This window comes from Candidatus Poriferisodalis multihospitum (assembly GCF_028283155.1).
Classification (GTDB): Bacteria; Actinomycetota; Acidimicrobiia; order Acidimicrobiales; family Poriferisodalaceae; genus Poriferisodalis; species Poriferisodalis multihospitum.
On the sequence record NZ_JAPYOK010000031.1, the window covers coordinates 1 to 13568 of the forward strand.

The 13568-nt window shown below is 67.0% G+C and carries 11 protein-coding genes and 1 pseudogene; 9 read left to right on the forward strand and 3 right to left on the reverse strand.

What is annotated here, in order from left to right; genetic code table 11:
• The 6 genes and pseudogenes from VI480_RS02155 to VI480_RS02180 form a co-directional block, all read left to right on the forward strand.
• Nucleotides 1-716 (forward strand): annotated as a pseudogene (locus VI480_RS02155) (hypothetical protein); the annotation flags it as partial.
• The gene (locus VI480_RS02160) at nt 713-1249 is read left to right on the forward strand and encodes a hypothetical protein (protein ID WP_323671168.1); all 537 of its coding nucleotides are present in this window, start codon (nt 713-715) and stop codon (nt 1247-1249) included. The pseudogene VI480_RS02155 and the gene VI480_RS02160, both read left to right, overlap by 4 nt.
• Nucleotides 1250-1327: 78 nt before the next feature.
• Nucleotides 1328-2206: a TIGR04255 family protein gene (locus VI480_RS02165; protein WP_323671169.1), complete on the forward strand. Its 879-nt coding sequence runs from the start codon at nt 1328-1330 to the stop codon at nt 2204-2206.
• Entirely contained in the window at nt 2203-2871 is a 669-nt protein-coding gene (locus VI480_RS02170; RefSeq protein WP_323671170.1) for a helix-turn-helix domain-containing protein, read from the forward strand. Before VI480_RS02165 ends, VI480_RS02170 begins: the two co-directional genes overlap by 4 nt.
• Before the next feature lie 79 nt (nt 2872-2950).
• Nucleotides 2951-3583: a hypothetical protein gene (locus tag VI480_RS02175; RefSeq protein ID WP_323671171.1), complete on the forward strand. Its 633-nt coding sequence runs from the start codon at nt 2951-2953 to the stop codon at nt 3581-3583.
• Between the two features lie 129 nt (nt 3584-3712).
• Nucleotides 3713-7171 (forward strand): DUF499 domain-containing protein, encoded by a 3459-nt coding sequence (locus tag VI480_RS02180; protein ID WP_323671172.1) that lies wholly within the window; start codon nt 3713-3715, stop codon nt 7169-7171.
• A gap of 157 nt (nt 7172-7328) precedes the next feature.
• Here the strand turns inward: VI480_RS02180 and VI480_RS02185 are convergent, their stop codons facing one another.
• Nucleotides 7329-9788 carry a CoA transferase gene (locus VI480_RS02185; RefSeq protein ID WP_323671173.1) on the reverse strand — a complete coding sequence of 820 codons (2460 nt, stop codon included), beginning with the start codon at nt 9786-9788 and terminating at the stop codon, nt 7329-7331.
• 106 nt (nt 9789-9894) lie between these two features.
• Between VI480_RS02185 and VI480_RS02190 the strand changes: the two genes are divergently transcribed.
• Entirely contained in the window at nt 9895-11061 is a 1167-nt protein-coding gene (locus VI480_RS02190) for a thiolase domain-containing protein (protein WP_323671174.1), read from the forward strand.
• 40 nt (nt 11062-11101) lie between these two features.
• Nucleotides 11102-11521 (forward strand): Zn-ribbon domain-containing OB-fold protein, encoded by a 420-nt coding sequence (locus VI480_RS02195; RefSeq protein WP_323671175.1) that lies wholly within the window; start codon nt 11102-11104, stop codon nt 11519-11521.
• Nucleotides 11522-11549: 28 nt separating this feature from the next.
• On the opposite strand, the gene dtd is transcribed toward VI480_RS02195, so the two are convergent.
• Nucleotides 11550-11987 carry a D-aminoacyl-tRNA deacylase gene (gene dtd / locus VI480_RS02200; RefSeq protein WP_323671176.1) on the reverse strand — a complete coding sequence of 146 codons (438 nt, stop codon included), beginning with the start codon at nt 11985-11987 and terminating at the stop codon, nt 11550-11552.
• Between the two features lie 21 nt (nt 11988-12008).
• Nucleotides 12009-12395: a RidA family protein gene (locus tag VI480_RS02205; RefSeq protein WP_323671177.1), complete on the reverse strand. Its 387-nt coding sequence runs from the start codon at nt 12393-12395 to the stop codon at nt 12009-12011.
• Nucleotides 12396-12560: 165 nt separating this feature from the next.
• Between VI480_RS02205 and VI480_RS02210 the strand changes: the two genes are divergently transcribed.
• Nucleotides 12561-13568: a Fic family protein gene (locus VI480_RS02210; protein ID WP_323671178.1), complete on the forward strand. Its 1008-nt coding sequence runs from the start codon at nt 12561-12563 to the stop codon at nt 13566-13568.

Below are 13568 nucleotides of genomic sequence, written 5' to 3' on the forward strand. Positions count from 1 at the left end.
AGCAAGTCTTCGCACGGCCCGCACTCCCGATGATCTGGGTGTACGCGGAAGGCAATCCCTTCTCGACATCATCCGGCAACTTCATGGGCCAACTCGACTACCTCGTCGAGGTGATGCGCCGTCTCCCGGCCGCACCTGATGGCACGGGCACCCAACGAGACGCCCGCGACCGAGACCCTGCGACCCTCCGTGCCGCATCAGCGCGGCGAAGTGCCGATGAATCAGAACCCTTCGTCCAGCCGCCGGCCGACACCGGCGACCAGGTGGCATCCGCGCAGCGAGATACCGACGAAACAGAACGCGGCCTCGACGAGTCGCAACCCGGCACCAGCGGGGTCGTCGTGTGTACCGATCCGCCGTACTACGACAACATCCCCTACGCCGACCTGTCGGATTTCTTCTACATATGGCTCCGGCGCTGCCTCGCCGATGTCTGGCCAGACCTGTTCGGCACGCTGAAGGTGCCCAAGGCGCCCGAACTGATTGCAGAACCGGCCCGCCACGACGGCTGGGATGCCGCCGCGGCCTTCTTCGAGCGTGGCCTGCGAGAAGCGTTCGGCTCGATGGCCGACGCGCACGACGAACGCTTCCCGTGGACGATCTTCTACGCGTTCAAGCAGTCCGAGACCGACGCGTCCGGCACTGCTTCGACGGGCTGGGAGACCATGCTCGAAGGCGCTACAGCCGGGTGGTCGAACCCGACGGCAGCTCGATGACCGTGCGCGACGCGCTGGCCGAGATCAATCGGGCGCTCGACGCGGTGCTCGAAGAGCACGAGGGCGACCTCGATACCGACACTCGCTGGGCGCTGGCCTGGTACGCGCAGCACGGTCACAGCATCGGTCCCGCAGGTGAGGCCGACACGCTCTGCAAGGCCAAGAACACCTCCATCGGCGGTCTCGTGGAGGCAGGCATCCTGTGGCAGCAGGGCAACGAGTGCCGCCTGCTGCAAGCCGACGAACTCGACGAGCACTGGCACCCCACGACCGACAAGCGCCGGACAGTGTGGGAGACCACGCTGCATCTTCGGCGGACGCTGATGAGCGACGGCACCCAAGCAGCCGCTGCCCTGCTGCAAGCCGCCGGCACCAGCGACGACGCCCCACGCGACCTCGCCTACCGCCTGTTCCACATCTGCGAGCGCATCGGCACCCAGTCCGAAGCCCTCGCCTACAACGCCCTGGTCACCGCCTGGCCCGACCTCGCCCGCCAAGCCCAATCCTCCGAGGCCACCCTCACCTTCCAGTAGCCCCACCGCCTTGACTGATGCTGTGCTGGGTGGGCTGAACCGCTGCGACGCTCTCGGCGGCGCGGCTGTGTAACACGCTTGGTTACACTTTTGGTTATCGCCGACGACTTGTCCGGCCATACGCCGCCATTCCGGAATCCGCCGCTCGTCCTGACCGTGCTGGAGATCCGATACCCCGAGATTGCGGGTGGCTTGACCGACGACGCCGTGGCAGCGATGAAGGAAGCGGTGCGAGACAGCTTGCCGATCATGGCGACACAGATTGAGCAGCAGGTCGACGTGGCCGTGGAGGTGCCAGCTCCACTGCAGGTCACACAGCGCACGGCACCAAGGTTCTGCACCCGTGACCAAGCGACTGCGCTGGTTGTCAGGCACGACGCGCTAGTCCTCGAGACGACGGCGTACGCAGGCTGGGTTGAGCACTTTCGGCCACTGGCGCGACAAGTCGTCGAGACCTTGGAGCGCATCTGTGCGCCCGACGGCGTGTTGCGGATCGGCTTGCGGTACATCGACGAGATTCGGGTGCCCAACGCTGGCGACGAGCCTGAGGACTGGGACGGTTACATCAACTCTCAATTGCTGGCCGCAGCGGCAGCTGAGCTGAGGCCGGCTGGGATGAACGCGACGGCGTGGCAAGGCCGGATCCAGTACCAGACCGAGGCCTCGTACGCGCTGACTGTTCGTTACGGTCCGCAGACGGTTTATGCCGTAGACCCCGAGGGGCCCACCCGGCGCAAGTCTGTGCATCCACCAGGGCCGTATTTCCTGCTCGACTCCGATGCGTTTTGGACGAGCGAACACGAGATTCCCGAGTTCGCGGCAGACGGCATTCTCGAACGCTGCGATCGAGTGCATCAAGCAGCGAGCGACTTCTTCAAGATTGCCGTCACTGACAAGCTGCGCGCCGAAGTGCTCGACCGAAGCATGGATGCGCCGAGCACAAAGGACCTGACATGAGCCTGATCAACCGCATCGATGACGCGCCCACCGGCGCGTCAGTCGGTCACACACCGCCCCGCGTGGAGCGGACGAGGACGATTCAAGATGTCGTGGACGACATCGGGTTCCTGCGCAACCAGAGCGAGCTGCTGGTCAACGATTCGCAGGACCTACATGAGTCGATCGGACGCATGCACTCCGACGGCTTGGAGCAGGAGTTGCGCTCGACTGCGCTCCGCCTCGCTCAGGACCGCTTGCCGGCGCTGCTGGACCGGCTCAGCATGCTGGGCTTCTCGTGGCGGGACATCGCCCGGGTCTGCGGAGTCTCGGTGCCTGCCGTCCGCAAATGGCGACAAGGCGAGTCAGCGACGGGGGAGAACCGGCAGCGTGTCGCCCGCGCTGTGGCGCTCTGCGAGATCGCCGAAGAGCGCTATCTCATCGACGATGTCGCAGGATGGCTCGAGACGCCGGTGCACCCGGAGGCACCGTTGAGTGGGCTCGACCTGATGGCAGCGGAACGTCTCGATCTCGTCCTCAGAATGGCCCGCGACCAGCCGGGGGATCCTGAGCGGATCCTGGATGAGTTCGCATCAGACTGGCGCGTCCGGTACCGCTCTGATGTGGAGGTGTTTACGGCGGCCGATGGCCTGCGGGGCCTTCGTCTCGTCGGCTCTGACAGCTAGGGCGGTTCAGTTGCCGGATGAAGCGCTTGAGGCCCCGGGCTCGCCCTTGGACCTGTATCTCGCGTCTTCGCCTGCGGAAGTGGACCAGGCACGCCCGTTCATGACGGGCGATGTCTTCGGAGAAGTCACCATTCCGGGTGTAACGCCAGACACAGCGCCCGACAACGCGAGGCTCGGCATCGTTCTGACCCACCCGTGCTCGATGCGCGTTGATGGCGTGCGGCTGGCGCCACGACTTCACATGGCGCGAGTTGCCACCAGCCAAGAGATTCCGCTGAGGAAATGGCGAGACGGGCACTTCAAGGCGATGCCGCTGCCCGAACTCGCCGGAGAGCACCGAACCGCTCGATTTGAGGACATGGGTCTTGTCGAATCGGCGTCACTGCTGCCCGAGCGGCGCATCGCCTGCCTGTCGCCCTACGGCATCCACCTGCTCCAGCAGCGTTTCATCTGGTACCTCACACGATTCTTGGTGCCAACCCACCGACTCGCCGAGGCCACTGAAGCAGTCTTTGAGGAAGCCGAACTGGAGGAAGAGTGGGTGAGCCGCGCAGCCGAGCGTGGCGCCGCGCGCCACACATCTGTCGAGGCATTCCATCAGTGGATTCGGTCTTCTGACCAATCTGGAAGCACACGACAGGAACAGCTTGCCGATCCACAGCGCCGAGCGGGAATCCGTCGTGCCATGAGACTCCATCTCGCGCACGGCTAGGCACCGATGAGAACAAGGGTGCGCATAATAGAAACACCCACCCGGGGGCCGTCCCATGTGGTCGGCCCAGCGGGTGGGGATCAGATGGACACCCACTAGCAGTGACGGCGGGGACCCACTATGGCGGAGATGAGCAATCGGGCGCGGGTGGGGGAGGCGTTCGAGATTCTTGCGCGATGCCTCGGGCCGTTCGTCGAGCGGCACATGTCGCAGGGGCAGGGCGGCGGCGCGGACTGGGCGGCTCGGTTCGCCGCCACGGCGCGACCGCCGATTTCGGAGTTCTCGACGGAGGACCCGGCATTTCTGCTGCGCGTCATCGCCGACTGCTGGCGGGGGACGTTCGAGCGGCAATTGCCTCGCAGTGCGCGCAACATCGTGTTCGCCCTTCGAGACAAGCGGAACGACTGGGCACACAACAAACGCTTTCGCCTGAACGACACGCAGTACACGCTCAGTGCGATCGTCTCGCTCATCGAAGCCGTGGCCCCGCAGGACGCACCCGAGGTGGAGCAGCTGCAGCACGATCTCAACCGGATCGAATACGAGCGTGCCCAAGATGCCGAGCCGAGCGACAAGCCGAGCGCCGTTTTCAACGTGCTCGACACAGCGCCGCGGGGCCTGACGCCGTGGCGCGAGGTGATCCACCCGCACGACGACATCCATTCCGGGCAGTTCACCGTCGCAGAGTTCGCCGCCGACCTCGAGATGGTCCGCCAAGGACTCGGCAGCGACGAGTACGCCGACGCACGCCGCTTCTTTGAGCGCACGTACCTGACCGTCGGGCTGCGCGACCTGCTGACCTTGGCGATCAAGCGCGTCACGGGCCGTGGCGGGCAGCCGGTCATCAGTTGTCAGACCAACTTCGGCGGCGGCAAGACGCACAGCCTCATCGCCTTGTATCACCTGATGTCGGGCATGGACCCTGCTGAGATGTCGCCCGAGCTTGCCGAACTCGTAGCCGACGCCGGCGTCGACGACATGCCGCAAGTGAACCGCGCCGTCGTCGTGGGCAACCAGTTCGGCGCCGGCGAAGTGCACACGAAGCCGGACGGCACCGAGGTCAACACGATCTGGGGCGAGATCGCTTGGCAGCTCGGCGGTCGGGCCGCCTACGACTTGCTTGCCGACAGCGACCGCAACCGGGTCAACCCAGGCGACGCCATTCGCGATGTGCTCACGGTGTGCTCGCCTTGCCTGGTCTTGATCGACGAGTGGGTCGCGTATGCGCGCGAGCTGTACGAGCGCACCGACCTGCCGGGTGGCAGCTTCGACTCGCAGTTCAGCTTCGCTCAGACGCTCTCCGAGGCGGCGAAGGCGACCGACGGGGTGCTCGTGGTGGTGTCCATTCCCGCCTCTGAGGAAGCGGACGCCGACGACGAGAGCTTCGGCGTGTCCAGCTTGGAGATCGGCGGCACTGCCGGTCGGGAAGCCCTGCGACGGCTGACGAACGTCACGAACCGACTTGCGGAGACCTGGCAGCCGGCGAGCGGAGACGAGAGCTATGAGATCGTGCGCCGCCGGCTGTTCGAGCCGCTTGGCGACGAAGCCCGCGAGCATCGCGACGCAACCGCGGAAGCCTTCGGGCAGTTGTACCGGTCGCGTCGCAGCGACTTTCCTGCGGAGTGCTCCGAGATCGCCTATGTCGAGCGGATCAGGGCCGCTTATCCGATTCATCCGGAGGTGTTCGACCGGCTGTATCAGGACTGGTCGGCAATCGACCGCTTCCAGCGCACCCGTGGCGTGCTGCGGCTGATGGCCGCCACCATCGACTCGCTGTGGGCCAGCGACGACAAGTCGCCGCTGATTCTCCCTTGCTCCATCCCGCTCGGCGACGACCGAGTGGTCAACGAGCTGGCGGGTCGGCTGACCAACTACTGGCACCCCGTCATCTCCTCGGACGTCGACGGGCACGACTCGCATGCCACGCAGATCGACCGCAGCACGCCTCACCTCGGCGCCTTGCATGCCACCCGCAGGGTCGCCCGCACCATCTTCGTCGGGGCGACGCCGCGGGTGGGCAGCGCGAACCAAGGACTCGATGTGCGGCGCGTTCGCCTGGGTTCCACGTTCGCCGGCGATCCGTCTGGTCCCTTCTCGGACGCGCTGAGCCGCATTGCCGCGGAAGCCCCCTACCTCTATGTGGACCGCGACCGGTACTGGTTCGACCGGCAGCAGAACGTCACCCGAACCGCACAAGATGAGATTCAGAACCTGCTCGACGGCGAGCGGCACGAGATTCAGGCTGAGATCGTTCGCCGGCTGCGCGACGGTGCGGGACGCGGTTCGCGCAGCAGTCCATTCGCCGGGTTGCACATCGCGCCTGCGGGCCCCGCCGACGTGGTCGACGAACCGCGTGTCAGATTGGTGATCTTGGAGCCAGGCGCCTCCTTGACAGTGAACTCCGAGGACTCTGCGGCGCTGGCGGCCGCCCGCGAGATGCTCGAACAGCGGGGGGCGGGGCCCCGCCAGTACCGCAACATGGTGGTGTTCGCTGCGGCGGAGCATCGGGCAGTGGAGGGGTTGGAACAAGCGGCAGCCGAGTACTTGGCGTGGGATGGCATCTGCGACCGGCACGAGGATCTGAACCTCGACGCCCAGCAGAAGAAACTGGCGGAGACATTGCGTGAGCGAGCCGACCAGGCGGCAGGTTTGCGTGTGATCGAGGCGTACCGGTATCTCCTGGTGCCGCAGCAATACGACCCGCGGGGCCTGGTTGACCTAGAGGCTGTGAGGATCGACCCTGAGCGCGCCGAACGTGGGACCGGCAGCGGTGCGGTTCGGGTCGGCGATTTCGGCGGTCCGTCGGCGCCGGCAGTGAGCATCGCCGAGAGCGCCGGCCGGCGACTGCTGAACGACGGCACGCTGGCTGCCCAGTTCCCTGCGGTGATCCTGCGGCAGCAACTCGACGGCGTACTGGCGTCGCGCTGGGCCGACGGGCACGTTCCGGTGTCGGTGCTGTGGGAGGACATGGCGCGCTACGTCTACTTGCCCCGTCTGCGTGACCAGGACGTGCTGTTGGCCACGGTCGCCACCGGACCCGAAGGCATCATGTGGCGCACCGAGGGCTTCGGCGTCGCGGTGTCGTACGACGACGCATCTGACCGATACGTGGGCCTGAGCACTCCGGGCCAGCCCGCAGCGGCCATTTCGCCTTCGACGCTCGTGGTGCGAGCCGACCTCCTCGAAGAGCAGTACGAGCGTGACTTGAGGCAGGCAGAGGCTGACGCCGAGAGCGATTCCGACAACGCCGATACGGGGCCAACGGACTCATCCACAAGAGGCGACACCAGCGACGACGCTGGCGCTCTTTCCGATGCGTCAGGAGACCGAGGGGATGCCGCTCAGCGTGGATTTCGGGTGTTCCGCGGTTCGGTCAAGCTGGACGCCTCCCGGCCGACGCAGGCGTTCACGAGGCTCAGCGACGGCGTATTGACCCGTGTGCTCGGTCATCCAGATGCGGCGGTCGACATTCGAGTCGAGATTGAGGTCCGCAACCCAGCCGGTTTCGACAGCGACGTGGTTCGCAATGTCAACGAGAACACCCGAGAGCTCGACTTCGAAGAAGGCACCGGCTTCACCCCCGACTGACCCGATGGATGCCGCGGATGGGGCAGATGAGCGTGCGTGCGTTGCCCCATGCGGACCTGTCCTTTGGTACAGCGCGAACCCGACGTTTGGCCGTTTCTGAGGTCGACTTTTGGCTGACCCAAAGGCAGTCGTTTGGCACATCGGCCCAGTCGGCAGGTCAGCCGATGGCGCCGGCGACGGCGAGCTCGACGACGCGGTCGTCGTCGTAGCCGAGCACTTCCCGCAAGACGTCATCGTTGTGCTCGCCCAAGCTGGGGCCTGAACGGCTGATGGCATGGGGCGTCGCGCTGAGCTGCAGACGCGGCGCCTCCACGACCATGCGGTCGTACAGCGGGTGTTCGACTTCCAGCCAATGGCCCCGGTGGTTCAGTTGCGGATCGGCGAAGCAGCCCACGCTGTTCTGGTTTGCGTGCGACGGGATGCCGGCTGCTTGCAGAGCGGCTTCGGCTTCGGCGGGGGTGCGCTGGGCTGCCCAGCCTCCGACCATGGCGTCGATCTCATCGGCACGTCCAAGTCGCCCCGCTGCGTCCAGGCCGGCCAGCTCGGCAGGCACTGCATGGCCGCCCGCATCGAGCACCTCGCACAGCGACTCCCAGTGATGCTCGGTCTCGCAGACGATCGCGACCCATGGGTCCGGCGGCTCGAGCGGGTTGTCGGGCTCGGCGCCGCCCGCATCGCACGGGTACATGGCGTGGGGACACATGAAGGCGTCCGCGTTGCCCATCCGTGTCGCCTCGTCGCCGTTCACGGTCTTCGCGAGCACCTCGGTCGCCAGGAAGTGAATGGCGGCCTCGGCCTGCGCGAAGTCCAGATGCTGGCCGCGACCGTCGGGGTCGGCATCGCGTGCATCGAGCGCCGCCATGAGCAGCGGCACCATGAACTGCGGTGTGACATAGTCGGTGTAGGCTAGGAACGGCCCCGCCGGAGGTCGGTCCGGCCAGCCGGTCATCTCGTAGTAGCCGGTGATGGCCCCGGCCAGGTTGCCGAACCCGGCGAATGTGGACAGCGGACCGCTCTGGCCCATCAGGCTCGTGCTCAGCAGGATCAACTCCGGATTCCGCTCGGCCAGCACGTCGTAGCCCATTCCCCAAGCCTCGAGTGTTCCCGGCGTATAGGACTCGACGAAGACGTCGGCCCACTCGACCAGGTCGCACAGCACCTCTCTTCCGGCCTCGGTATTGAGATCCAGGGTCACGCCCCGCTTGCCGGCGTTCAAGGTGCCGAACTGGATCGAGGCATCAGGCCCCATGTCGCCCCGCAGGCCGCCGCCGGCACCTCGGGCGGCATCGAAGCGAGCCGGCCCTTCCACCTTGATGACCGTGGCGCCGAAATCGGCGAGCAGCCGCGTCGTGAACGGTCCGGCGTACACCCAGGTGGTGTCGAGCACCTTGAGGCCTTCGAGGGGTCGTGGCGACGCTGGGTCGCCGCCGGCGTCCCGCCACGCCTCGGCGGACTCCAGCAGCGCCGAGCGCGGCGCAGCCTTCACTGCCTCGGTGTCGGCGCCGAGTGCGGGCGGCCCGCCGAGCGCACGCAGGGGCGTGCGGCTGGGCTGGCACCAGCGCCCAGGCGCGGTGACACTGCCCCATGCGGCGTCGTCCACCACGTCCCAGTAGCCCCGCTGCGAGAAGTGGTCGATGTGCACGAGCTCGGCAGGGGCGTAGACGGGTGCCAGCAGCACCTCCCGGCGCTGGGCCTCGGAGAACAGGTCAGCCCGGGTCATCGACGATGTCATGGCAGCGATGGCGGCTTTCGCTGCCTCCATCTGTGCGGGCGCCACTTCGGGATCGGTGAACAGGCGCATGCCGAATTCGACCCAGTCGAGCCCGGCCAGTTCGTCGTCGCAGAAGCCCAGTTCGTGAACCCACTCCATCAGCCGGGCGGTGAAGCGGCCGATGGTGTCGCCGAACAGCAGCGTGATGGAGACGAAGCCGTCCGCAGCGGCATACACGAACTGCAGATGGAAGTTCAGCAGCAGGATCCCACCGGACGTCCTGCGCGCCGACGGGTACGCATTTGCACTATGCACGATGCCGGGAAAGGCGGTCTGCATCATCGCCTGCTGGGCGGAGATGTCGACATGCTGGCCCCAGCCGCTGCGGTCGCGCTGGCGCAGCGCGAGCGCAGTGCCGACCGCTCCATGGGAACCGGCGTGAAGCCAGCTCTGCGGCGCGGTGATGCGCAGCGGCGCCCGGTCGGTGTCGCCGGTGATGGCCGCACTGCATGCCGACGCTGCGATGGTGAGGTCTGTCGCCGCCCAGTCGGCCTTCGGGCCGGTGCTGCCGAACGCGGTGACCGTGGTGTGCACGAGTCCCGGGTTGATCGCGCGCAGCTCGTCGTAGTCGAGACCCAGGCCAGGGTCGGGCGACTCGATCAGCGCATCGGCACCCGCGACGAGCTCCAGCAGCTCGTTGCGATCGGTGATGACGCAGCTCTGTGCGCCCCGGCGCTGCGCCCACCATTGGAGCGACGTGCCGTCAGGGCCTTGACTGCGGTGGTCGCGGCCTCGACCGCCGGGTCCTTCGATGAGCACCACTTCGGCGCCGAGCGAGCCCAAGATGGCGGAGCACATCGCGCCCCGGTGGTCGGTGAGATCGAGTATCCGGTACGGCTTCAGCATCGCCGCGAAGCTAACGCTCGCCGGCAGGACGGGTTGGCGCTTGAGGGGTCCAGCCGGCCGGTCCTGTTCCGGCACCGTCTTCGGCCCTGCGACTAGGTTGCCGCCGGTGAGCATTCGGGGACGGGCCTTGATCGCGGGGGTGTACGAGCACCCTGGTCGCGAGCTGCCCGACCGCACGCTGCCGCAGATCCACGCCGAGGTGGCTGCGGGAGCGCTCGCGGACGCCGGCCTGTCGCTCGACGATGTCGACGCCTACTACTCGGCCGGCGACGCCCCTGGCTTCGGCGCCCTGTCGATGGCGGAGTACCTCGGCCTCGACCTCACCTACATCGATGACACCGAGACCGGCGGCTCGGCCTACCTCGTGCACGTCCAGCACGCCGCGGCGGCCATCGCCGCAGGCCAGGTGAATGTGGCGCTGATCACGCTGGCCGGCAAGCCGCGCACCGGCGGCGCCGGGCCGGGCGGCAGCGCGCGCTTCAGCTCCGCCCCCGAGGCCTCGTTCGAGAACCAGTTCGGCATGTCGGTGCCCGGCGGCTACGCGCTGGCGGCGGCACGGCACATGCATGAGTTCGGCACTACCTCTGAGCAGCTGGCCGAGGTGAAGGTGGCGGCCTCGACCCACGCGCAGCACAACCCCAACGCCTTCCTCCAAGACGTCGTCACGGTGGACGAGGTGGTGTCCTCGCCGATGATCTCCGATCCGCTGCACCGGCTGGACTGCTGTGTGATCACCGACGGCGGCGGTGCCCTGGTGGTGGTCAGCGAGGCCGTGGCAGCAACCCTCGACCGGCACTGCACCCCGGTGCTGGGGACCGGGACCTCCATCAAGCACACCTCGGGCGGGCGCATCGATCTGACCCACACCGGCGCGACGCGCTCGGGCCCGCTGGCGTTTGCCGAAGCCGGCGTGACACCCGCCGACATCGACTACGTGTCGATCTACGACAGCTTCACCATCACGGTGCTGATGACGCTGGAGGACCTCGGGTTCTGCGCGAAGGGTGACGGCGGGCGCTTCGTGTCTGGAGGCGCGCTGCAGTCGCCCGCTGGTGTGCTGCCGTTCAACACTGACGGGGGCGGCCTGTGCAACAACCACCCGGCCAACCGCGGCGGCATGACCAAGGTGGTCGAAGCCGTGCGCCAGCTGCGCGGCGAGGCCCATGCTGCGGTGCAGGTGCCCGACTGCGAGCTGGCTCTGGCGCACGGCACCGGGGGCAGCCTCGCCACCCGCATGGGCAGCGCCACGCTGGTGCTGGGCAGGTCGACATGAGCCTGATCGGAACGAGCGGGGTCCGAGTGAGGTCGTTGCTGTGAGCGATCTGGGTCCGTCGGGGCTGCCCGTCCCGCCGCCGAACCCGAACCTCGAAACTCAGCGGTTCTGGGATGCCACCGCTGAGGGTCGACTGGAGCTGCCCCGCTGCGACGACTGCGGCCACGTCGTGTGGTACCCGCGGGAGCGCTGCGATCAGTGCGGCGGCACCTCGGTGACCTGGTTCGAGGCGTCCGGGCGAGGCACGGTGTACAGCTGCACGGTCACCCGGCGCATCCCCGGCTCGTGGCGCAAGGCGGCACCGTTCGTGCTGGCCTGCGTCGAGCTCGACGAGGGCCCGCGGGTGATGACCAACATCGTCGGCTGCGACCCCGAATCGGTCCACATCGGCCAACCGGTGCAGGCGGTCTTCGACGCCACGCCTGACGGCCCCGCCTTGCTGCGCTTCACCCCGGCCTGAGCGCGGCTCTGCGGCAACAGGCCTGGGATCAGACTTCGAGCATCAGCGTCACGGGGCCGTCATTGGTGAGTTCCACGGCCATGTGGGCTCCAAACGAGCCGGTCGCCACGGTGGCGCCAAGTCGACGCAGTTCGTTCACCAGCACATCGATCAGCCCGGTGGCCTGATCCGGCACGGCCGCTGCCACGAAAGAAGGCCGTCGGCCCTTGCGCGCGTCGCCGTAGAGGGTGAACTGGCTGATCACCAGCACCTCGCCGCTGGTCTCGGCCACCGATCGGTTCATCTGGCCGTTCTCGTCGGCGAAGATGCGCAGGTTCCAGATCTTGCCGGCCAGCTTGCGCGCAGAGTCGTGATCGTCGTCATGGGTGGCACCCACGAGACAGCACAAGCCGGGGCCAATCTCGCCGATTACCTCGCCGTCGACCCGCACCCGGGCGTCCGAAGCCCGCTGAACCAGCGCTCGCACCCGATCAGGGTAAGCAGCGAATCAGGGAATGATCGCGTCGACTTCGATCTCGATGACCAAGTCGGGATGGATCAGACCCGACACCTCAACCAGCGTCGAGGCGGGCCGGATGTCGCCGAAGACCTCGCCGTGGGCGCGGATGAAGTCGTCGAGCATGCCGATGTCGGTGACGAACGAGCGGGTCCGCACGACATCGCTCATCTGTGCGCCCGCCTCTGCCAGCGCCTGCTCGATGACGCCCAGCGTGTAGATGGCCTGCCCGTAGCAGTCGCCCGGGTGGGCTACGCCGTCGGGGCCCAGTGACGTGCTGCCCGATACAGCCACCCAGTCGCCGACTCGCACAGCCCGTGAGTAGCCGGCCACAGGCTCCAGCGGCCCGCCGCTCGAAATGTTCTGTCGTTCACTCATGCCCACATTGTGGGCTGCGCGAGCATCACGTGCTGAACCAAGCGCATCAGCGACAAGTTGGAGTCTCGGCCCCGAAGTTGAACTGTCCGATTAGTTTGGCGCGAACTCAACAAATTCACTCGTCCAACCAGCTGAACTACGTACACCCAACTCGGAGGTGCGGTGATGCCAAGACAGTCGGGCCGCCCGACGCATCTGCAGGTGTACGAACGGCTCCAGATACAGGTCACCGAGCTTCGAGAGAACCTGGGCGGGTTGCCGCTGCCCGAAGAGGCCTCCGACATCTGGCGCGGCATCTGGTACGCGGAAGCTCACCACTCGACTGCGCTGGAGGGCAACACCTTGGTGCTCCGGCAGGTAGAGCAGTTGCTTGGCGAGGGCCGGGCAGTCGGCAACAAGGACCTCGGGGAGTATCTGGAGGTCAAGGGCTATGGCGATGCCGCCGAGTGGGTGTATTCCCAGGCGACGCGCCCGGCGGGACTCGGCGAGCACCAGCAGGTCGTAACGCTGTCCGAAGTCCGTGAGATTCATCGCGCGGTCCTCGCGCCGGCTTGGGAGGTGTCGCCGCATCCGAACGCCACATCGGCGGAGTCTCCCGGCAGCTATCGCCGACACGACATCCGGTCGTTCCCAGATGGGATGACGCCAGTCGCGTGGCCGCTCGTCGATGCGGAGATGGCCGAGTGGGCGAAGCAGGTCAACCTGCTGGACTCCGATGAGCTCACGTTCCCGGAGGCGCTGGCCGCGGCACACTGCCGCTTCGAGCAGATACACCCATTCCTCGATGGCAACGGGAGAACGGGACGACTGGTGCTCAATCTGGTGCTCGTCCGATTCGGCTTCCCGCCAGCGATCATCTACAAGCGGGATCGCGATCGGTACCTGCGAGCGCTTCGCAAGGCTGACGACGGCGATCCTGGTCCGCTCGGCGCAATGCTCGCTCGATCGATGCTGGACAGCCTGTACAAGTTCGTCCTGCCCGCGGTGGCGGGTCCCGCCCGTCTCGTGCCGCTGGAAGCGCTGGCTTCGAGCGAGATCAGCGATGTAGCGCTGCGCGGCGCAGCGAATCGCGGACGGCTCCAGGCGACACGCGGCAGCGATGGCCGCTGGAGGAGCAGTCGTAGATGGGTCGACGACTACCTCGCATCGCGCTATCGACGCACACCGCGCTGA